The following is a 19973-nucleotide window of genomic DNA, read 5'->3' on the forward strand; positions in this document are numbered from 1 at the left end:
TGGGGGTAAACACATACCGGATTTCTAATTGAATTCCCCGATTTTGAACCTACTGTCCTCCTGCGATTTCTGGGGGTAAACACATACCAATAATTCAAAATCCGATAGCAACGGCTATCCAGTTTTGAATACAGTGAGAGAATTAGCGTAAGAAAACGAACGCCCATCTGTAGGCGGGCGTGGTAATTCTCTCCACGCTAATGACCTACAAGTCCCTTTCTCCAACGGACAAGTCCTCGAACCGTCCGTTCGGGTTCCGCCTCGTTGTGGCCCCGCAACCCCACGGTAGTCCTCCACCGCCTCGTTGTGGTTCCGCCACCACTCTCCTACTCCCCCTATACTACTAACGTTGAAGGTGGGTACATAAAGGGGGAGTGGTGGGGCTTACGTCAGATGAAATCAGATAGCCCCGTGTCCTCTGTGTCGTCGTAGTCGTCAAGTTCGCGCTGTTCTAAGTCCATAGCCGTCATTCTCCCGTTCCGTTGGTGGAATGAGAACCCATCCATCGGTCGGGCTACATCTTGGAGTGTCTGACGTTGTGGACCGAACAAGTCCGCCATTTCTCGGGTCGAATATTTCAGTTCCTCGTGGAAATATTGGAGAACTCGCTTTGATTTCCACGGATTATCAAGTTCGACCAACAACCTCGTGATTTCGTCGCTCGGAACGTCGCAATCGTATTCGTGGTCCTCGGCGGACGGTGGTCCGCCTTGAGAGTCGGGACCCGTCCCGACGCCCTCCGCGGAGTATTCCGTCATTTCGACCACTCGACATTTTCGACCGCGGTCTTGAGAACGAACCCGTGTTCGTCCGCGACGTTCTCCGCGTCAAGACGGCGCTGTAGGGCGCGCTGTATGCGTTCGTCGTCGGTGACGTGGTGTAGGTTGTTCAGAACGCGGAACCGTTCAGCGGGCGACGTGGCGCGTTCAAGCGTACTCTGTATCTGCTGAACCTCCGCGCTTTCGGCGCTAATGCTGTGGATTCTCGTCGCTACAAACTCGTCTCTGGCGAGGACAAGCGCCGCCGTCGCGGTCGCCTCGAACTTCCGCCCGTTCGTTTCGCTTTCGTCAAGTGAGGCGACGAGAGTCCGCGCTTCGTTTTCCGTCGCGCCGTCGGCGTTCAGTTCCTCCGCGACGTTCGAGACGACCGCCATAAGTGTCATACTCCGTATGCGGTCGTTCCCGTTCGTCTCGACACCAGCGCCGCGGTGTAGGTCTAAGTAGTCGTCGCCCTCCGCGTCGTAACGGTCGCTGTCGAACGTCAGGATTTCCTCGTCGCGTTTGCGGAGGCGTTCCCACTGTTCGGTGTCGCAATCGCTCTTGCTGATTTGCGACCCGAGTTTCCGCCCACTCTCGTCGCCACGTTTCGCGCTGTCACGGGTCGAGAGTTTCCGTCCGTCGGTCGTACTCGCGTCGTACTCCCGTCCGCGGACTTTTGTCCCGCTGTTCTCGTTCGGTCGGGCGAACGGTGACGCGCTGGCGGGACTACGGTCGAGATTGTCGTCGCTGTCAATCCATTGAACTGTGCTACTGTTGCTGTCGCTTTGCTGTTGACTGCTCATAGTCAGAATATTTGCGACAGCACCCGCAAGCGAAGGTTTTAATAATCTGGAACCCGTATATTAGTTTGGGTTATGAGTCGGGTCCCGTGGAACTCGCTTCGCGGTTCGCTCGCGTAACCGCGACGAGATAGACGAGTCTACTCGTCGGACCTTCTCCGCGGGCGCTGTCAAATGGGATAGTCGTTACTCTATTCGTCGCGTTCGACCGAGATAGTGGGGTCACGCGCGACTGCTTCGCTGTTGATGTTCGCCCCAACGTCTCCACTTTCCGAGAAATTCAGCGACGTTCCACCCAACTTGTGGGACGGGTCGCTGTCCTCGTTCTCGGTCGCTGTAATCAGTCCCGTGTTGCGGAGTGTGGCGCGAATCTGGTCGGGCTTGACTCGTCGGTCGCTCTCGTCGCTGAACACGTCCGCTATCTCGTCGGTGGAGAGTCCGAGTCCCGCGTAGAGACGCCCGACGACAAGCGGGTTCGAGGGCGTCACCATATCGTCGGGGTAGTCGCCCGTCAGTTCCGCGAGACGGCTATCAGCGTCGTTCTCGTTGCGTTCGTCGCCACCTTCGGGGCTTTCTCCACCGAACAGTTCGACCGCCTTGAGGAACGCCTCACGCCACTCACGGACAATCTGACTATCTCCCGTCGCGGGCGTCGTCTCCGCGATTGCGTCGTCAATACTGTTCACCAAGTCGCTGGCGAACAGTTCAGTGACGAACTGGCGGGCTTCGGGCGTCGTCAAGTCGTCGGGCTGTTCGGGATACTCGTCGTAGTCCTCGAACGATTCGGGCAACGGGTCGCTTTCCTCGTAGCCGAGACGCGGGCGAGATAGGATTTCGTCCACTCGGTCGCTACGGTCCTCCGCGGCGTCACCGTCGCGCCGTCGGGCGTTTTCAATATCGTACATTACTCGTCACCCTTGTAGGCGTCCGCGGGCGTCAGAACGTGGGCGACACCTTCGCCGTAGTCGAGAATCTTCGCCCCGTCCGCCACCTCGAACGTGTCCGCGTCACCGTAGCGGTAGATGCTAAACACGTATTCGCGCTCGTCGCTGGCGTCCGCGGGATAGGCGGCGCGAATCCGCCCGTCGTTGCGGTCGTACTTCGGGGTCGCCTTTTCCGACACAGACACAGTGTCGAACGCTTCGACGTGTCGGTCAATAACTCGGATTTCCGACATTACTTGTCACTCTCCCGTCGCTTCGCGCCAGTCGAACGGCGGGCAGTCGTGGACTCCCCGTCCGCGTTCTCCAGTTCAATCAGGTACTTCGGTTCGCCGTCGGTCACATTCTCGGGAACGTCTCTGTCGGTGTAGTCGGGTTCGTATTCAGTCGTCATAGTTGCTGTAACTCTCGGTTAGTTCGGTTCGACGTTCGTCGTCGGGAACGTGGGTGAAATCAGCGGGACCGTCGTAGTGGTCCCGACAGAACTGATACCCCTTCTCGTCGGGGTATTGTCCGAATTGCTGACAGTCTTCGCGGGCGCAATCCTCTACGATTTCAGTCACGCGATAGTCACCGTCTCGTCGTCGTCGCTGTCCTCGATAATCTTTCGCGCTCCAACCCGCGCAACGAAACCGAGTGGGACATCCGCCTCAAACTCGGTTTTCGCGGTCTTCAACATCTGTGCGTCCGTCTCGTTCACGCGAATAGCGTGTTCTCTGGTTTCGTCGGTCATATCTTCTCGTTGAACGGGGCGTTCAACTCGCCCCCTTCATATTAAGATGTACTGACGAGTGTCACGCGGTGGATTTCGGGGAGTACGGCGGTTCGGATATTCTCGAAGTTCGTCGTCGCGTTGAACGTCCGCCCCACTTCTATCGTAATCAGAGTGAATAGACTCGCCACCTTCTCGCCTCGGTCGCCTCTCACTACACCCCCTTTATGTACCCACCTTCAACGTTAGTAGTATAGGGGGAGTAGGAGAGTGGTGGCGGTGGAATAGTAGGAGAACCACCGTGAGGTTGCGGGGCTACAACGGGGCGGGACCCGAACGGACGGTTCGAGGGCTTGTCCGTTGGAGAAAGGGACTTTGCTGGCGATTCAACAGTGTGGAACTGACTACCACGCCCGCCTACAGATGGGCGTTCAGTCGCTCTACACTGGTTCTCCCCTATTTACGTGACCTTTAGCGTACTACTGATATGGCGACTTCTTTCGAGCGAATCGTTCAGATACTCCGCTGTCCGTCCGCGACGTGGCGGACTGGCGTTGAACGACTCACGTACAACGTAGATGGGGGAGAATGGGATTGCGAGAACGGTCAAAAATGCGCGGAGTCGTCGTTTTCTACGGCGATTTGTCCGACAATTACGTGATGGATATGAACAGGTGTCCGACTTGTGGCGACCGATTCGAGGAACTTGGAACACATTTCCGTTACCACGGCGACCACCGTCCCGAACTATCCGACCGTCAGCGCGGAATCATAGACTATCTGATACTCCGCGGGGCGACCGTCCGCCGTGAAACCGCAAATTCCCGATTAGAGGTATACTCCACGTCAGAGGCGTGGATTCGGGACGTTTCGGACACCCTTGGGTGGGTTGCGGGCGACCCTTGGGTTCAGCAATCCGCGAGTGACGTAGCCGACCGTTCGAGTCGTCGGTACAACACTGACGTAGCGGTGTCCGACTGTAGCGACCTGTGGGCGTTCACGACAGTCCCACACCCGTCTTTGGACTACGAGGGACCAACGGGCGTTGACCACCTCGAACACCCCACACTCCGCTTACTCGTCGCTACGGTCGGGGCGTGGGTCGGACTACTGTTCGGGTCGCTCCACCTTGACGTTCGAGCGTGGGACGTGTCGGGCGACCACCTCCGCGGGCTACTTTCCAAGCGTGGCGTTACGACCGCTGAATACGACGGTGAGGGCTACGCGGAGGACAGCCCGACGTGTCGCTATCACCACGACGACGACGTGGTGGTGGTCCCGCATTACGACGCCCTCGAACTACTCGACAGCGTTGGGCTGTCGCTGTCGGAGGTTGCGGAACCGATTACATTCCAGAATTAGCGGTTAATGCGGGCGCGTAGTCCGAACGCGGAGAGGGAGGGACCGAAGGGACCGTCTCCCCACGCGGTCGCTGTCGCTTACACTCTGTCAAGGTGGTCGTAGACGCGTTCCGTCGTCTGAATCGAACGGTGGCGGAGGCGATTCCGAACGTCGTACAAGGTGTTTCCGTCCTCTCGGTTCATCATACGATAGGCGACGCTATGGCGTAATGCGTGCGGGGTTACGTCCGTCGGGTCGCCACGTCCCTCAACTGTGTAGGGTTGTATCTCGGCGTCACTGGCGGCGTCTTGAACGACGTTACGGACACTCTCGGTAGTCATGCGGTCGGACTGACGGGAGGGAAAGAGGGCTTCGGGGTCTTTCCACCGATTCGAGAGATAGGTCCGTAGCGTGCGAACCGTCTCCCCCGACAGTTCAATCTCGGTGTAGGTCGGGCTGTTATCGTTCGGGTAGTCTTTCTGGATGTCTGCGGGCAACATGAGTACACCGTCCTCGAAGTCAATCATGCTCACGTCTACCGCGACCGCCTCACCGACACGTAGTCCCGTGTCCGCTAAGAGGGCTAATAGTGCGTCGTTCCGCGTGGCGAGATAGTCCGCGCTGTTCTCCACTGTGGCGTTCCGCATGGCGTCTATTTGCTCGGGTTTGAGCCAGACGCGGGCTTTCGGGTCGGACTGTTGAGTTTGGGAATCTGTTGAAGCGGGCATTTGGGACACGTCCGTACATAAACGAATACACTCCACCTCCTAGTGAGTTTGGGTTTCTGCAAACAGACTCCAAAACTCAGTTATCCCGCGTACTCCCCGTCGAAATTACTGAGCGGGCGGGTCCCATACTCCACTGGGGTGGGGGTGGATTGTCGCGGGAAACGCGTCACTTAATCGACTCTTCTATGTAGTCATATAATCCCCCAATAGGACGGCCCAATTCTAGTGACCACACAGAAACAACAATAACACAGATTGCAGAGAGAATAAAGAGTAATCCGACAAGCGACTGAGCCACTGTATATGCCTGAAAAGTGGTCGTGCGTGAGAGTGTTACTACTGGAAGCGAGAAAAGGATACTAAACACACCAATCGCTCTGAACTCATAGGACGAGACACCCGTCGGGAAACTGGCTAATTCACCAGTATCCATGTGGCGACGGAAGAGGTTCGTTATAAATCCAACTGCGATTGAAAGAAAGATACCGCTCCAGAGTATTGATTCTCCAATTGATTGTGACCTATCTGAATAGGTTTCCATATACTCGACAGAAGACCCGATAATTGCGGCGATTATTCCTCCAATAATCATACTGGCGAAAAGAACGAGTATATAACTTGCAAACGAGGTGAACGACCACTTACCATTATATTTATTCTCCTCTCTCGGCGGGTTTGTAGCCCAATAGACTAACAATGCAAATATTCCAAAAACTAGGGTTACAACGAACCAAGCCCACGGGTTTCGCCCCGTAGATTCCGCGCTGATTCCAACCCATAGTGCGGAGGAAAGCCATACTACCAACCCCAAGAATACGAATATGACCATGGGTAGAGTAGCCGAGAGCCTTGCAAATATAATTTTGGATTCGTTTAGCGCGGTCGAAGTCTACTCACGTTGCGACGGGGAAAGATTCTAGGCGGTCGAAACGGTAGACACACGTGAAGCCCAGTACGGCGTTGGTCTAAGACAGAAACACGCACGCCACGCATGGACTCATACCCTCGTGTCGTAGATTACGACGGTAGAAAACGCCAGACGTAGCGGGGTTGTGAGGGCTCGCGCAGCCGCTCGCAGGCGGCGTAGAAGCAATCGGCGTCGACGTGGCAGACGATGCGGTCCTCGTCGTCCTCGCCCTCGACGCCCGGGAGTCGGGGCCCGTCGGACATTCGTCTACCGACCGATTCGTCCGAACGGACGTGAACGTTGTGCCCCGAGTCGGGGCGACGCGGCTCACTCGCCGGCAACGGCTACAACTCGTACGCCATCATCACCTCGTCGACGTACTCGCCGTCGATCGTGTAATGGTCCTTGCGGATCGCCTCGGTGTCCCAGCCGTGGACGGTCAGGAACTCGAGAGCGGTCTCGTTGACGACGGGAATACTGTTGTAGACCTTCCGATACCCGTTCGCTTCGGCCCACTCGATCCCTCGCTGCAGGAGTTTGCTCCCGATCCCGTGGCCCCGATAGGCCGCGCGGACGCCGACGGTCTGTTGGGCAACCTCCCGGACCGGGTCGACCTGCTGAAGATCGAGGTGGGTCCAGCCGACGACGTCGCCGTCGACGGTTGCAACGAAGAATCGCCGAGACCGCACCGTGTTGTGCCTGGTAACGGTATTTTCGTACAACAACTGTTCGGCGATCGTTTCGGCGACGACGTACGACTCCTCGGCCGTGACGTCCCGAATGGTATCGACGAGACCGTCGAAATCGGCCTGCCGAGCGGGTCGAACCGTCACGGTGAACTCGTCGAGTTCGTGTTTCTCGACGGCACCGAACTCGAGGGCGATTCGAAGGGTGCCATCCTCCTCTTCGAGATAGCCGTCCGATTTCAGTTCCGCGAGGCACGTCCGGAACTCCTCGGCCGGGAGGGACATGATATCGGGTACTTTCTGCCGTTCGACGGTCCCGTGCCGTTCGACGTATTCGTAAATACGTCTGCTGGCTTCGGACGCAAACGTCGGCCGTTCAATCGCGTCCATACGTTCGGTACGCACGCCGTCCGCTTATTCCTTGTTCCGTGGTATCGTACAACTGTTGTCCGTCAGCACCCCTTCACGAGCCGAGACCCGCTTCGGTTGCGCCTCCGGCGGGTCGCATCCGCTGGGAGTCAGCCAATACGTCCCATTCCAGATTGCCCCATGCGAACGTTCGTCGCCTCCGTCCGACAGCATCGTCGTCTGACCGAATCCGTCTTCGTTCGTGGTGCAGTTATTCTCGAGTTCGCTCCGACCGAGGACCGCGTCCTCCACAAGTGATTTCGCTTCGAGGGGTCCGACACGCCCCGATGGCGACCGGTCACTGCCGACCGGGCGATTACTGACGAACCGGGCTATGACCAGGACGACCTGGAGTACTCCCACAAAACCGAACTGTTCGGTGTGTAACACACATGAACGGCGGCGAGCCCGCCGTGTACGATACCTGGTCGCTCGAGGAGTGGGGAAGAGACGTGCGCTTTCGAAGACGTTCTGATAAACAGCAATGGCGGAGTATGACACTACGGATTCAATAACGCAATCCTGGGGTTTATCATCGTCACCTCGTGAACTTCGATCCAATGAATATCCGAACTCGAACGTGCGATCCACCGGGGTGGCTGCTATCGAATGGAGTGTCGGGATTGGCGAACGAGCGTGCGCTATGCGGTGGTGTTCCCGTATGAGCGCCGACGAGGAACTCGCGAAAGACCTCGGACTCCTCTCTGCGATCGCGATCGGTATCGGCACGATGATCGGGGCTGGAATCTTCGTGCTGCCGGGCACCGCCGTCGCTCAAGCGGGTCCACTCGCGGCACTGACGTTCGTCATTGGCGGCGTCACCGCACTGTTCACGGCGCTATCGGCCTCGGAACTGGGGACGGCGATGCCCAAGTCCGGCGGTGTCTACTTTTATATTAACCGTGCGCTCGGACCGCTTTTCGGGTCGATAAGCGGCTGGGCGAACTGGCTTGGGTTGGCGTTCGCGTCCGCGTTCTACATGTACGGCTTCGGCAAGTACGTCAACGAACTCGTCGGTGCCCCGGCGCTCGCGCTCGGCCCGATGACGATATCCGCGGCCCAGACGATCGGACTCATCGGGGCGGTGCTGTTTATCACCATCAACTACATCGGAGCCAAGGAGACCGGCGGCCTCCAGATCGGTATCGTCCTCACGCTACTCGGCATTCTCGGCGTCTTCACCGTCGTCGGCCTCCTGAACGCGAACCTCGATTCGTTGCGACCGTTCGCGCCGCCGGGGACGACCAGTAACGTACTCCCGGTGACTGCTATCGTCTTCGTCTCCTACCTCGGCTTCGTCCAGATCACATCGGTCGCCGAAGAGATCAAGAACCCCGGCCGGAACCTCCCGCTGGCGGTTATCGGGTCGGTCGTCATCGTCACCGTCGTCTACGCCCTGTTTCTCGTTGTCTTGCTTGCAGCGGTTCCGAACGAACTGGTGGCGAACAACGACAAGGCCGTCGTTGATGCTGCCGAATTGCTCTTCGGCCAGTACAGCGTCTTCGGCCTCAGTTTGGGGACGCTCGGCTGGGGGCTGCTGTTGCTCGGCGGCCTGCTTGCGACGGCCTCGAGTGCGAACGCATCGATCCTCTCTTCCTCGCGGATCAACTTCGCGATGGGACGCGAGAAGATCATCTCGCCGTCAGTCAACGATATTCACCACCGGTTCGGGACGCCGTACAAGTCGATTCTGATCACCGGCACACTTATTATCGGCTTCCTCTTCTTCGGCAACCTCGAGTTCCTGTCGACAGCCGGCTCGGTGCTGCATCTGATCGTCTACGGCTTGTTGAACGTCGCGCTGATCGTCATGCGAGAGGCCGAACCCGCCGATTACGATCCCGACTTCGAGGTTCCGCTCTACCCCTTCGTTCCGATTATCGGGGCGGTTTCGTCGTTCGCACTGATCGCGTACATTGAACCATACGTTATTCTGCTCTCGTCGGGACTCGTCGTCTTCGCAGGCGTGTGGTATCTGTTGTACGCGCGACAGCGCGTCGAGAACGCCGGCATCTTCGCCGATTGGGTCCTCGACCGCTCCGAGAAGATGCCCGACGCTGCAGTGGCGGCGGCCGACTCGATCCGACCGACTTCCAGTGTTCCGGACGGGGGCGATTTCCGCGTAATGGTTCCATTGGCCAACCCCCGAACCGAAACAGAGCTGATCACGCTCGGCGGTGCCATCGCAAAGCAACGTAACGGCACGGTTCATGCAGTCCACATCGTTCAGGTACCCGACCAGACGCCGCTTGAACGTGCCGAGCAGAACGAACAGCGCAACGCCGAATCGAAGAAATTGCTCGAGCAGGCACGTACCGACGCCGAGACGTTTGGCGTTCCCATCGAGACGCATACAGTGTTGTCACACCGATCGTTCGAGGAGGTCTTCGACGCTGCCCGTACCTTCGACGCTGACCAGGTCGTCATGGGCTGGGGGTCCGCCTCTCGTGACCGGGCCGAATCGCGTCTCGATGAACTAACCCACGACCTTCCCTGTGATTTCTTGGTACTGAAAGAGCGCGGGTTCGATCCATCGCAGATCCTCTTGCCAACTGCTGGCGGCCCCGACTCGGTGCTCGGTGCAGAGGTTGCCCGGTTGCTTCGCAACGAGTTCGACTCCGACGTGACGGTTCTGCACGCGCTTTCCGATGACGAGACCACCGAGGCGGGCGAACAGTTCCTCGAGGAGTGGGCCGCCGAAAACGGGCTGGCTGACGCCGACCTGGTTGTCGACGACCGAGATGTCGAGACCGCCATCAGCGATGCGGTCACGGATGCAACCCTCGTAGTGATCGGTGCGACCGAGCGCGGACTGTTGTCCCGATTGGTCCGAGGATCGCCGGTCTTGGATATCCTCGACGATGTCGAGTGTGCAGTGTTACTCGCTCAGACGGCTCGCCAGCGGACCCTGCGTGAACGGCTGCTCGGGAGTACGAAACAAGAATAGCGTCGTACTGGGGACCGACCCCCCACCTCAATTATACTCTCGCCATTTGTTTTTGCAGTCGGTGCATTTAAAAAACCGCGTCGGCGGCTCGTCGGCCGAGGCGGTCTGTTTGAGCGTGTACCACGCTTCCTCGGCACCGCACTCGTCACAGATGACGTCCGTCGCCTTCGGTTTGCCCTCGAAGTTCGCCTCCTCGCTGGACTCGATCACGTCGCCGTCGGTCTGTGACTCCGTCGTGACGAACGCGTCTTCCTGCTCGCGGTCCCGCTCGTTCGAGGCCCCGCAGTCGTCGTTCGTACAGACCATGCGATCGCCCCGCGCTTTCATCATCGAACCGCAGTCGTCACAGAATTGCATATCGTCACGTACGGACTCGGTACGCAAAAACACTCCAGTCGCCCGTCCGACGCCGGTCTCCGGCTCCAGTGTGCGCTTTCGTGGGTTCGTCGACCGCGAACGGACGGTTCGCGCCGGGTTCGCTCGCCGTCTCGAGGTCGGCGGTCCGAGCAAGTCGTGCCCGCCCATCCCGACGCCGTGCGCTGCGATCCGTCTCCACCCCGTTCTACTGGTCGCCGGTCGTCCGGATTCGAGCCCCGGTCCCCGCCGGCGCAGCGAGGACGACTTCTCCCTCGAGTCCGCGATCCGCGAGCGCGTCCCGGGCAGCGGCAGCGGCCTCGTCGGCGTGGGCGGCGTCGGTCACGCCGTAGACGACCGGCCCCCACGACGACTGGCCGACGCCCGAGAGGACCGGACAGCCCTCGAGCGATTCGACGAGTTCGCCCGCGGGCGGCCGGAAGACGCCACCCTGGGCGTCGGCGTACCAGGCACCGTTCTTGCGGCCGATTTCCGCGATGGCCTCGCCGAAAGGCTCGAGGCGGCCCGCGGCGGCCGCCGGCAGCAGTTTGCGGGTAACGACGCCGGCGATCTCGTCCGCGATGGCGGGATCGGCGCGTTCGACGACGGCACGCATGCTCGCGTCCTCGTCGTCGCCGCTGCGGCCGGGGTCCGCGTCCGGAACGACGACCAGAAACCGCCACTCGGGCGGCAGGTCGTGACGGGCGACGACGGGTGGCACCGTCCAGTCGCCTTCCGCCGGCGGCTCGGTGGTAAACCGGGTAGTCGGATGCCCGGCGTCGACGACGAAGCCGCCGGCCTCGAACGTCGCGACCCCGACGCCGCTGCGGCCGCCCCGTCCCATCGCCGGCGCGCGGTTGCGGCTCCGCGGCTCGAGGCCGTGCGCTCGCGCCGTCGCCGTCAGCACGGCGAGCGCGAGCTGGGTCCCGCTTCCGAGGCCGACGTGGCGGGGCAGGGACCCCTCGAGCGTGATCGTGACACCGGAGACCGCCAGCACGTCGACGGCGCGGTTCGCGTAGTTCCGGAGCAGCGGATCGGCGGCGACGATCGAGGTGGCGGGCTCGGCAGTGACGGTAACCCGCGGTTCCGCGAGCCCGATACCGATCCCGCCGTAGAGTCGCTCGCGAGCGAGCGAAAGGTTCTGGAAGCCGACGTGGAGCCGCGCCCCCGCGCTAACGGTCGCGGTCGTCATGATACACCGCCGGCTACGGAGCCCCTCGGGAAGGGGGTTTCGACGGTGGCAACGACTGAGACTGTCGAAACCGCGCTGCTTCGAGTCGACGACGGCGAGCAATCCCGACGATCGGTCGCGGCTGTGCTCAGTCCTGGCCGCCATCCATCCGTGCGCGGCGCTGTTGCTCGTCGTGGTACCGGCAGCGATTCACATCCGACCGGCCGACGGCTCGGCTCCGAGCTCGGGCCGCCCGGACGGTATTCCCCGGGGCCGTCCCGAACCGGTGAGGCAGACCCGATCGCGACCGAACAGTTGGCCGAGAAAGGGTAACTTATGCCTGTGCGAATCAAGCTCAACCCATGAGCAGCGACGACGAGTTCGACTACGGGAAAGACGAGCAGTTGCGGAGTCGCGAAGTGACGGAGGGGCCGGACAAGGCTCCGCACCGAGCGATGTTCCGTGCGATGGGGTTCGACGACGACGACTTCGGGTCGCCGATGATCGGCGTTCCGAATCCGGCGGCCGACATCACGCCGTGTAACGTCCACCTCGACGACGTCGCCGACGCCGCGCTCGAGGGGGTCGATGAGACCGGCGGCATGCCCATCGAGTTCGGGACGATCACCATTTCCGACGCCATTTCGATGGGCACGGAAGGGATGAAGGCCTCGCTGATCTCCCGGGAGTTGATCGCCGACTCCGTCGAACTGGTGTCGTTCGGCGAGCGCATGGACGGACTGGTCACGATCGGCGGCTGCGACAAGAACATGCCCGGGATGATGATGGCTGCGATCCGGACCGATCTCCCCTCCGTCTTCCTCTACGGCGGCTCGATCATGCCCGGCGAACACGAGGGCCGGGAGGTCACCGTCCAGAACCTCTTCGAGGGCGTCGGTGCCGTCGCCGACGGCGAGATGAGCCCGGACGAACTCGACGAGATGGAGCGCAACGCCTGCCCCGGCGCGGGCTCGTGTGGCGGCATGTTCACCGCCAACACGATGGCGTCGATCTCCGAGGCGATCGGCTTCGCGCCGCTGGGCAGTGCCAGCCCGCCCGCCGAGGACGAGTCCCGGTACGATGTCGCCCGCGAGGCCGGCGAGATCGCCGTCGAGGCCGTCGAGGAAGGGCGGAAACCCTCCGACTTCCTCAGCGAGGCCTCCTTCGAGAACGCCATCGCCCTGCAGGTCGCCGTCGGCGGCTCGACCAACGCCGTCCTCCACCTGCTGGCGATGGCCGCCGAGGCCGGCGTCGACCTGGACATCGAGACGTTCAACGAGATCAGCGCCCGCACGCCGAAGATCGCCAACCTCCAGCCCGGCGGCGAGCGCGTGATGAACGACCTCCACGAGGTCGGCGGCGTCCCCGTCGTCCTGCGCGAACTGCTCGAGGCCGACCTGCTCCACGGCGACGCGCTGACCGTTACCGGCGAGACGATGGCCGAGGCCATCGAGCGGGCCGACCCGCCCGCGATCGAAGACCTCGACGCCGACTTCCTGCATACCGTCGACGACCCGATCCACGAGCGCGGTGCCATCCGCATCCTCACCGGCAACCTCGCGCCCGAGGGCGCGGTCATCAAGATCACCGGCGAGGACCACCTCCACCACGAGGGACCGGTTCGGATCTTCGAACAGGAAGAAGACGCGATGGCCTACGTCCAGGAGGGGAACGTCGAATCCGGCGACGTCATCGGCATTCGCAACGAGGGGCCACGCGGCGGCCCCGGCATGCGCGAGATGCTCGGCGTTACCTCCGCCGTGGCGGGCCAGGGCCACGCCGAGGACGTCGCCCTGTTCACGGACGGCCGCTTCTCGGGCGCGACTCGCGGGTTCTCCATCGGCCACGTCGCCCCCGAGGCCGCGGCCGGCGGCCCCATCGCCGCACTCGAGGACGGCGATACGATCACCATCGACATCGACGACCTCGAACTCTCCGTGGACCTCTCCGACGCGGAGATCGAACAGCGCCTCGCGGACCACGACCTGCCGGAGCCCCAGTACACTACCGGGGTACTGGCGAAGTACGGCCGTGACTTCGGGTCGGCGGCCAACGGTGCCGTGACCAACCCCGGCGTCAAAGACGAGTAGCGCGGTCGACGGCGACGGATCGGCCACGTTCGCTTTCCCACCCGCAGAGACCCCCTTCGATTTCCTGCACGAGTCTTTCCCGCCTTTGTGACCGACTCCCGGATAGAGAGACGGATGTGTAAGTACTGCCTCGAGTGTGACTGGCAGATCAGTACTGCCGACGGTTACACCGAAAAGGAAGTCTCGGAGAAGGCGATCGAGCACTTCGTCGAGACGGGGCATACGGTCGATTCGCTTCGGCTGCCGCCGCCGACGGCCGTCCTCGAGAACTAATCGCGTGTCCATCGCCGCGGCGTCGGCGAGTCGAAGCGAGCACCGCGAGCCGGGCCGCCGCGCCGCGTGTCAGTCCCCTCGCCGCTCGAGGACCCGGTCGATAATCAGTCGCGTCGAGAGCAGTTGCTCGTCGTCGGTCTCGCGGCCGCTCGCCCGGCGAACCTCGCAGTCGATCCCCCGTCGCTCGAGTTCGGCCGCGATGGCCTCGTCGTCGTGGTGCTGGTCGTGACCGAGCGCGATCACGTCGGGATCGATCTCCTCGATGGGAACGAAGATGTCCTCCTCGTGGCCGAGCAGGGCCTCGTCGACGGCCGCGAGCGCGCCGACGACGTCGCGGCGCTGGGTCGCCGGACAGATCGGCGTCTCCTTGTGATCGACGTTGGCCTTGCGGGCGACGATGACCGACAGTTCGTCGCCCATCGCCGCGGCCTCCTCCAGATAGTGGACGTGGCCGGGGTGGAGGATGTCGAAGGTGCCCTGGGCGATGACGGTCCGTGTCATCCGTCGGCCCCCCCTGCTGTCGCCGGCGGTTTCCGCGTCGATCCCGTCGTCGGTCCGGTAGTCACTGATGACATCGTCTCGAGCATAGCGAGTCTCATCGTCGCAGTTCCTCGTCGATATCCGCCTGCGTGAAATCGAAGAAGTCCTCCGTATCGGGCAGGTCGACATCGATCACGTTCAACGTGGTCGGCTGGCCCTTCGAATCGAACGCCTTCCAGTCGGTCCGGCGGTAGGGCGCGCCGATGATGACGTGGACGCTCCCGCGGCCGAACGTATCCAGGTCCGCGTTACTGGGCCTGATCACCCCGTTGGGGTGGGAGTGGATACTCCCCAGCGCCTTCACGTCGTTCGGAATCTGGTTCGTCTTGACGGTCGCGCTGACGCTGTTGGTCTCGGTCCCGGGGACCACGAGCACGTCCGTGATGACCAGGCCATCCCGGTCCAGTCCCAGGCGATCGGCCTCGGTCCCCCGGAGAAACCCCATGTACTCGTTCGGGTGGGTCTCCTCGGAGGACTCGAGGGCGAACTCGAGAGTCTCCTCGGCGATACCGAGGATCTCGCTCGAGCGAAACAGCGCGTCGAACAGCCCCATATCCCCACGTGCGGCCTTGCGGTTGCTAAACGTTCCGATGCACCGGTTGTCTCGAGCGCTGTGCAGTCGACCGGACGGCGACAGCGGGCTGGGTGCACGATTCGAACGTGTTCAACTCCGCCCATGGCCGCCAATGAGCCGAGACAGTTTCACCCGCCCTATGGTTATTCAAAAGACATATTCTCCTCCCCCAGCTACTATCGAGCGATGTCCTCCCGCCGCTCGGTGCTCGCTACTGGCGTCGGCATCTTCTCGTCCGGGATCGCCGGCTGCGTATCGGTACCCTGGTTTCGTGAGCCGGACGGAGCTGACTGGTCGGCCTCAGTCCCCGAGCCGGGTGCCTTCGCGTCACCAGTTACTACCGACGGAGTCGTCGCCGCGGGTGGCAGCCGCGACGGTGGCCTCGAAACCGGGCAGCTGGTCGCGTTCGATACGGAAACGGGACAACAGCAGTGGGAACACGAGTTCGGACGACCGACCGGTCTCGTCGCCGCCGACGGCACCGTGTACGTCGGCGAAAAACGGGATTCAGGGCGGTCACGGATCGCCGCTTTCGATGCCCGGACGGGGACACAGCGGTGGCAGCAGACGGTCTCCAATCACTCGTCGGCGATGGCCGTGGCGAACGGAACGCTGTATGCTGCAAACGGTGGTCTCGCCGCGCTCGAGACCGCCGACGGATCGGTTCGATGGGAACAGCCCCACGTCCCCGAAACGGATTTTACCGTCATCGCCGCCCCGGGCGATCAGTTGGCGGCCGACGATCACGCGGTCTATTTCGGTGACGCGGATGGAGTGGTTGCGATCTCACCCACCGACGGGACCACCTCGTGGAGCTGGCGACCGGCGCAGTGGGAGACAACCGCAACCGCCGTCGCCCCGGTTCCGATCGACGACACGATCTTTGTCGGCGGTGGCGGTGATGTCGTCGCACTCGACGCGGCGGACGGGTCCGATCGGTGGCGGACGCCGTTCGGTCGCGGTGCCGAGATCATGGGGTTCCACGCAACCGATTCGTCGCTGCTCGTCGCAGAGTCGACGGACGCCGCCCCGTCGGATACGTTCGGAACGGTGTACGAACTCTCGGCTGCAGACGGCAGCGAACGGTACGAAATGCGGTTCGACGCACCCGTCACTCGAGCAGTATCGACGACGGCGACGTTCGTCGTCGGGACGGCCGACGGAACCGTGACGTGGACCGACGGCGCGTCGTTCTTCGCTCGGCCCGAGACAGCACTTCCGACCGGCGGTTTCGGACTCGGTGCCGCCGGCGAACAGGCGTTCGCCCAGACCAGCGAGGGAACGCTTTGGGCCCTCTCTCCCCCTGAGTGAGATCCCGTCACTCCGCGAGCATCGATCAGCGGAGCCAGACCGTAGAGCCGGTGATCGACTCCCTCGAGCCCCATCGCTTCTTGACAAGGGTTATACGCGACCACCTCAAAGGGCGAATCAAGATGACGCGTGACTCCGCCGGGGAACCCGGCGCAGACGACGGGGATTCCGTCGTCTACGATCTCGCTTCCGATTGTACCGCCGACGATGTCGAGCACGGCCGCCCCTATCTCGCCGAGATCAACGGTATCGTCGACTACGGCGTCTTCGTCGATCTCTCCGACTCCGTTTCCGGTCTCGTCCACGAATCCGTCCTCGAGGGCACGTTCGCCGTCGGCGACGAACTCGTCGTCGAACTCGAGAGCATCCGTGAGAACGGCGACATGGCCTTCGAGCCGGTCGATATCGACGACTATACGGTCGACGATGTCGGTCACGACTACTCGCTGACCGGCACCCACCGCCTCGAGAGCACCATCGGCGACCAGATCCACCTCGAAGGGACGGTCACGCAGGTCAAACAGACCGGCGGACCGACGATCTTCCACGTCGCCGACGAGCAGGGCGTCGTCCCCTGTGCCGCCTTCGAGGAGGCCGGCGTCCGGGCCTATCCCTCGATCGAAGTCGGTGACATCGTTCGCGTCACCGGGACCCCGGAACACCGCGAGGGCTCGGTCCAGATCGAGGTCGACGGCCTCTCGAAACTCGAGGGTGCGGACGCCGACGCGGCCCGCGAGCGACTCGAGGACGCCCTTGAGGAGCGCGCCGCCCCGCACGACGTCGAGCCGCTGATCGACTGGCCAGCGTTCGAAAAGCTTCGACCGAACCTCGAGGAAGTCGCGCAACTGCTCCGGCGGACGGTGCTCGAGGGCCGTCCGATCCGCGTCCGCCATCACGCCGACGGTGACGGGATGTGCGCCGCCGTCCCCGTTCAGATCGCGCTCCAGCGATTCATCGCCGACGTCCACGAAGACGAGGACGCGCCGCGTCACCTCATCAAGCGGCTGCCGGCGAAAGCACCCTTCTACGAGATGGAAGACGCCACGCGGGACCTGAACTTCGCGCTCGAGGACCGCGAGAAGCACGGCCAGCAACTGCCGCTGTTGCTGATGCTCGACAACGGCTCGACGGCCGAGGACGTGCCGGCCTACGAGACGTTGGCTCACTACGACATCCCGATCGTCGCCGTCGACCACCATCACCCCGATCCGGACGCGGTCGGCGACCTGCTCGACGCCCACGTCAACCCGTATCTCCACGACGAGGATTACCGGATCACCACGGGGATGCTCTGCGTCGAACTCGCGCGGATGATCTACCCCGACCTCGGCGAGGAACTCCGTCACGTCCCCGCCGTCGCGGGCCTCTCGGACCGCTCGAAGGCCGACGCGATGGACGACTACCTCGAGTTGGCCGCCGCGGAAGGCTACGACGAGGACCGCCTGCAGGACGTCAGCGAGGCGCTGGACTACGCCGCCTTCTGGCTGCGCTACAACTCCGGCGACCAACTCATTCAGGACCTGCTCCAGGTCGACAGCGACGACGAACAGCGCCACCGCGAACTCGTCGAGTTCTTCGCCGACCGCGGCCGCGAGGAAGTCGACGAGCAACTCGACGCCGCGATGCCCCACCTCGAACACGAGACGCTCGAGAACGGGGCCCACCTCTATCGGATCGATGTCGAGAACTACGCGCACCGCTTTACCTACCCCGCGCCGGGGAAGACCACCGGCGAGATCCACGACCGGAAGATCGAGGAGACCGGCGATCCGGTCATCACGGTCGGCTACGGCCCCGACTTCGCCGTGCTTCGGAGCGACGGCGTGCGACTGGACATCCCGAACATGGTCTCCGAACTCGAGGCCGAAATCGCGGGCGGCGGCGTCTCGGGTGGCGGCCACCTCGTCGTCGGCTCGATCAAGTTCGTGACCGGCAAACGCGAGGAAGTCATCGACGCCTTGGTCGAAAAGATGGCCGAGGCCGACATCGACGAAGCGCTCTCGAGTGCGGCCCCGATCGACGACTGAAACGCGACTCAAGCGGTGAATTAGCGGAAGGTTCGTTTTTGACGGTACTGGACGACTGTCTCGAGGAGCCGAATCGCTGGCTCAGTCAGCGCCGTGACGCGGCGTGTAGCCGCAGTCGTCACAGGCGAGTGACTCGTATCGGGCCGAGAGCGAGCCCGAGCATTCGGGACAATGATATTCGGATTTGAGTGAATGTTGACTGATTGCCATATGTGACTCGAGGAGGCGAGCGCTGATACGTTCGCCTATTATGGCGATTTGAGACTGCATAGTGCTAGAATGCGTCAACATATCACGAGCGAACGATCGTTGAGAATTCCCGTTCGCCAGCGGTCGGCGCTGCTTGAGGGTGAGATTGTCTTGCTCAAGAACACGCTAGATAGTCTTGACCAGGTCGGCAAGATCGTGACAGGCGACCTCGACGGCGCTCGACCGGTTCAGTCGTCGTATTCGGCGGCGCATTCGATCTCATCGAATCTTCATTCATTCATTCATTCCCACTGTTGGTTCGGACCAAACCAGGGGACATCAGCGTCTTGACGAGCCATATTCGTGAACTCACCCCGCTATTCCTCGAGTAGATTTAACAAGATCCTGTGTTTATGTAAGCCTTGGATCGCTTGCTGGGGTTGGTGCTCTCATACTTAGCGGAGTTGGCGTTGCTGCGTCTCCGGTAGCAATTACGTTTGCAGGTGCAGTTACGGCAGGATGTACAATCTACGGAGCTATCAACCACTTTGTTAACGATGCTGTAGGTTGTAGTGTCCGCTATGCGTATTTATTCGCTGATACGGATATCAGTGATCCAGACGGTGTCACAGCAACTGCGTTCCCCTGGTGTGAGTGATTATAGTATTCCTGTGAGTGAATAGTTTTATTTTGCCAAATATCAAAATATCAATTTAGTTATGAACTATGGAATTGTGATTGGATTGAGTGTTATTGCTCCACTCCTAGTTATTCTAGGACGATCTGCACTAGGGATACCACCTTCAGAATACCAGTTCCTTGGTTGGCTTGGAATCATGGTCTTCACACAGTTCCATGCCTTTGTATCACTACCATCCCCCACGACAACAATACTAATATCAGTTGGTCTCGGTATGATCGTGCTTTTCATCTATGACCTAGTTTTTCTTTTAAGATCGGCTAACGGTGGGTGATTCCAACGGTTTTAGCTAATTTCCCTCCAACTCTGATTATGGGTTAATTGAAGAGAATCCAGACACGCTGGCGATCCAGCATACATAGGATGGTTCAATTGACGGGTCAACACTTCATGTCCGGGATGACGGCTCATGGAGGAATCAGAGATCGTATGTGTTTAGCCCGAGCTGATTTCGGTACTGTCTCGTAGGAAGCGTTCAACGGACGCGACATGAACAGGCAGCAGACATCGGATACG

Annotated in this window: 21 protein-coding genes; 6 read left to right on the top strand and 15 right to left on the bottom strand. The window is 61.3% G+C overall.

The window, feature by feature from the left end:
• Positions 1–389 precede the first annotated feature (389 nt).
• From C487_RS04880 to C487_RS20615, 7 genes are all read right to left on the bottom strand, one after another.
• On the bottom strand, positions 390–758 hold the full coding sequence (locus C487_RS04880) for a hypothetical protein (protein ID WP_006184575.1): 369 nt from the start codon (positions 756–758) through the stop codon (positions 390–392).
• Positions 755–1561 carry a hypothetical protein gene (locus C487_RS04885; RefSeq protein ID WP_006184576.1) on the bottom strand — a complete coding sequence of 269 codons (807 nt, stop codon included), beginning with the start codon at positions 1559–1561 and terminating at the stop codon, positions 755–757. Before C487_RS04885 ends, C487_RS04880 begins: the two co-directional genes overlap by 4 nt.
• Before the next feature lie 188 nt (positions 1562–1749).
• Positions 1750–2463: a hypothetical protein gene (locus C487_RS04890; protein ID WP_006184577.1), complete on the bottom strand. Its 714-nt coding sequence runs from the start codon at positions 2461–2463 to the stop codon at positions 1750–1752.
• On the bottom strand, positions 2463–2735 hold the full coding sequence (locus C487_RS04895; RefSeq protein WP_006184578.1) for a hypothetical protein: 273 nt from the start codon (positions 2733–2735) through the stop codon (positions 2463–2465). The genes C487_RS04890 and C487_RS04895 overlap by 1 nt, the downstream gene beginning before the upstream one ends.
• The gene (locus C487_RS20610) at positions 2735–2893 is read right to left on the bottom strand and encodes a hypothetical protein (RefSeq protein ID WP_161605706.1); all 159 of its coding nucleotides are present in this window, start codon (positions 2891–2893) and stop codon (positions 2735–2737) included. Before C487_RS20610 ends, C487_RS04895 begins: the two co-directional genes overlap by 1 nt.
• Entirely contained in the window at positions 2883–3062 is a 180-nt protein-coding gene (locus C487_RS04900; RefSeq protein WP_049907946.1) for a hypothetical protein, read from the bottom strand. Before C487_RS04900 ends, C487_RS20610 begins: the two co-directional genes overlap by 11 nt.
• Complete coding sequence (locus C487_RS20615) at positions 3059–3232, bottom strand: hypothetical protein (RefSeq protein ID WP_161605707.1); 174 nt, start codon at positions 3230–3232, stop codon at positions 3059–3061. The genes C487_RS04900 and C487_RS20615 overlap by 4 nt, the downstream gene beginning before the upstream one ends.
• A 591-nt stretch (positions 3233–3823) precedes the next feature.
• Here C487_RS20615 and C487_RS04905 point away from each other — a divergent pair.
• On the top strand, positions 3824–4573 hold the full coding sequence (locus tag C487_RS04905; RefSeq protein WP_006184579.1) for a hypothetical protein: 750 nt from the start codon (positions 3824–3826) through the stop codon (positions 4571–4573).
• A gap of 77 nt (positions 4574–4650) precedes the next feature.
• On the opposite strand, the gene C487_RS04910 is transcribed toward C487_RS04905, so the two are convergent.
• From C487_RS04910 to C487_RS04915, 4 genes are all read right to left on the bottom strand, one after another.
• On the bottom strand, positions 4651–5280 hold the full coding sequence (locus C487_RS04910; protein WP_006184580.1) for a tyrosine-type recombinase/integrase: 630 nt from the start codon (positions 5278–5280) through the stop codon (positions 4651–4653).
• Between the two features lie 166 nt (positions 5281–5446).
• The gene (locus C487_RS20125; protein ID WP_152422469.1) at positions 5447–6109 is read right to left on the bottom strand and encodes a hypothetical protein; all 663 of its coding nucleotides are present in this window, start codon (positions 6107–6109) and stop codon (positions 5447–5449) included.
• A gap of 188 nt (positions 6110–6297) precedes the next feature.
• Positions 6298–6450, bottom strand: coding sequence for a hypothetical protein (locus C487_RS20780; protein WP_006184581.1), 153 nt, complete (start codon positions 6448–6450; stop codon positions 6298–6300).
• Positions 6451–6531: 81 nt separating this feature from the next.
• Positions 6532–7263: a GNAT family N-acetyltransferase gene (locus C487_RS04915; RefSeq protein WP_006184582.1), complete on the bottom strand. Its 732-nt coding sequence runs from the start codon at positions 7261–7263 to the stop codon at positions 6532–6534.
• A 679-nt stretch (positions 7264–7942) separates the two neighbouring features.
• Here C487_RS04915 and C487_RS04920 point away from each other — a divergent pair.
• Positions 7943–10228, top strand: coding sequence for an amino acid permease (locus C487_RS04920; protein WP_006184583.1), 2286 nt, complete (start codon positions 7943–7945; stop codon positions 10226–10228).
• 27 nt (positions 10229–10255) lie between these two features.
• Here the strand turns inward: C487_RS04920 and C487_RS04925 are convergent, their stop codons facing one another.
• Positions 10256–10585 carry a transcription factor S gene (locus C487_RS04925; RefSeq protein WP_006184584.1) on the bottom strand — a complete coding sequence of 110 codons (330 nt, stop codon included), beginning with the start codon at positions 10583–10585 and terminating at the stop codon, positions 10256–10258.
• Between the two features lie 205 nt (positions 10586–10790).
• Entirely contained in the window at positions 10791–11774 is a 984-nt protein-coding gene (locus C487_RS04930) for a beta-ribofuranosylaminobenzene 5'-phosphate synthase family protein (protein ID WP_006184585.1), read from the bottom strand.
• Positions 11775–12115: 341 nt separating this feature from the next.
• Between C487_RS04930 and ilvD the strand changes: the two genes are divergently transcribed.
• Together ilvD and C487_RS20925 are read left to right on the top strand one after the other, a co-directional pair.
• Complete coding sequence (ilvD, locus tag C487_RS04940; protein ID WP_006184587.1) at positions 12116–13843, top strand: dihydroxy-acid dehydratase; 1728 nt, start codon at positions 12116–12118, stop codon at positions 13841–13843.
• Between the two features lie 114 nt (positions 13844–13957).
• Positions 13958–14116, top strand: coding sequence for a hypothetical protein (locus C487_RS20925; RefSeq protein ID WP_006184588.1), 159 nt, complete (start codon positions 13958–13960; stop codon positions 14114–14116).
• Positions 14117–14185: 69 nt separating this feature from the next.
• Here the strand turns inward: C487_RS20925 and C487_RS04945 are convergent, their stop codons facing one another.
• Both C487_RS04945 and C487_RS04950 read right to left on the bottom strand, forming a co-directional pair.
• Positions 14186–14617, bottom strand: coding sequence for an adenylyltransferase/cytidyltransferase family protein (locus C487_RS04945; RefSeq protein ID WP_006184589.1), 432 nt, complete (start codon positions 14615–14617; stop codon positions 14186–14188).
• 94 nt (positions 14618–14711) lie between these two features.
• Positions 14712–15209, bottom strand: coding sequence for a Mov34/MPN/PAD-1 family protein (locus tag C487_RS04950; protein WP_006184590.1), 498 nt, complete (start codon positions 15207–15209; stop codon positions 14712–14714).
• 207 nt (positions 15210–15416) lie between these two features.
• Between C487_RS04950 and C487_RS04955 the strand changes: the two genes are divergently transcribed.
• Positions 15417–16541, top strand: coding sequence for an outer membrane protein assembly factor BamB family protein (locus C487_RS04955; RefSeq protein WP_006184591.1), 1125 nt, complete (start codon positions 15417–15419; stop codon positions 16539–16541).
• Positions 16542–16663: 122 nt separating this feature from the next.
• Positions 16664–18568, top strand: a complete 1905-nt coding sequence (locus C487_RS04960; protein WP_006184592.1) for a DHH family phosphoesterase — start codon at positions 16664–16666, stop codon at positions 18566–18568.
• Positions 18569–19973: the final 1405 nt, after the last annotated feature.

It is taken from the genome of Natrinema pallidum DSM 3751 (assembly GCF_000337615.1).
GTDB classification, from domain to species: Archaea; Halobacteriota; Halobacteria; order Halobacteriales; family Natrialbaceae; genus Natrinema; species Natrinema pallidum.

Excerpts from the sequence above, each read along its gene's own strand:
- C487_RS20610 (WP_161605706.1), bottom strand. The coding sequence starts at position 2,893 with ATGACGACTGAATACGAACCCGACTACACCGACAGAGACGTTCCCGAG.
- C487_RS20780 (WP_006184581.1), bottom strand. The coding sequence starts at position 6,450 with ATGTCCGACGGGCCCCGACTCCCGGGCGTCGAGGGCGAGGACGACGAG.
- C487_RS04950 (WP_006184590.1), bottom strand. The coding sequence starts at position 15,209 with ATGGGGCTGTTCGACGCGCTGTTTCGCTCGAGCGAGATCCTCGGTATC.
- C487_RS04945 (WP_006184589.1), bottom strand. The coding sequence starts at position 14,617 with ATGACACGGACCGTCATCGCCCAGGGCACCTTCGACATCCTCCACCCC.
- C487_RS04885 (WP_006184576.1), bottom strand. The coding sequence starts at position 1,561 with ATGAGCAGTCAACAGCAAAGCGACAGCAACAGTAGCACAGTTCAATGG.
- C487_RS04930 (WP_006184585.1), bottom strand. The coding sequence starts at position 11,774 with ATGACGACCGCGACCGTTAGCGCGGGGGCGCGGCTCCACGTCGGCTTC.
- C487_RS20615 (WP_161605707.1), bottom strand. The coding sequence starts at position 3,232 with ATGACCGACGAAACCAGAGAACACGCTATTCGCGTGAACGAGACGGAC.
- C487_RS04955 (WP_006184591.1), top strand. The coding sequence starts at position 15,417 with ATGTCCTCCCGCCGCTCGGTGCTCGCTACTGGCGTCGGCATCTTCTCG.
- C487_RS04910 (WP_006184580.1), bottom strand. The coding sequence starts at position 5,280 with ATGCCCGCTTCAACAGATTCCCAAACTCAACAGTCCGACCCGAAAGCC.
- C487_RS04905 (WP_006184579.1), top strand. The coding sequence starts at position 3,824 with ATGCGCGGAGTCGTCGTTTTCTACGGCGATTTGTCCGACAATTACGTG.
- C487_RS04890 (WP_006184577.1), bottom strand. The coding sequence starts at position 2,463 with ATGTACGATATTGAAAACGCCCGACGGCGCGACGGTGACGCCGCGGAG.
- C487_RS04960 (WP_006184592.1), top strand. The coding sequence starts at position 16,664 with ATGACGCGTGACTCCGCCGGGGAACCCGGCGCAGACGACGGGGATTCC.
- C487_RS04915 (WP_006184582.1), bottom strand. The coding sequence starts at position 7,263 with ATGGACGCGATTGAACGGCCGACGTTTGCGTCCGAAGCCAGCAGACGT.
- C487_RS20125 (WP_152422469.1), bottom strand. The coding sequence starts at position 6,109 with ATGGTCATATTCGTATTCTTGGGGTTGGTAGTATGGCTTTCCTCCGCA.
- C487_RS04920 (WP_006184583.1), top strand. The coding sequence starts at position 7,943 with ATGAGCGCCGACGAGGAACTCGCGAAAGACCTCGGACTCCTCTCTGCG.
- C487_RS20925 (WP_006184588.1), top strand. The coding sequence starts at position 13,958 with ATGTGTAAGTACTGCCTCGAGTGTGACTGGCAGATCAGTACTGCCGAC.
- C487_RS04895 (WP_006184578.1), bottom strand. The coding sequence starts at position 2,735 with ATGTCGGAAATCCGAGTTATTGACCGACACGTCGAAGCGTTCGACACT.
- C487_RS04880 (WP_006184575.1), bottom strand. The coding sequence starts at position 758 with ATGACGGAATACTCCGCGGAGGGCGTCGGGACGGGTCCCGACTCTCAA.
- ilvD (WP_006184587.1), top strand. The coding sequence starts at position 12,116 with ATGAGCAGCGACGACGAGTTCGACTACGGGAAAGACGAGCAGTTGCGG.
- C487_RS04925 (WP_006184584.1), bottom strand. The coding sequence starts at position 10,585 with ATGCAATTCTGTGACGACTGCGGTTCGATGATGAAAGCGCGGGGCGAT.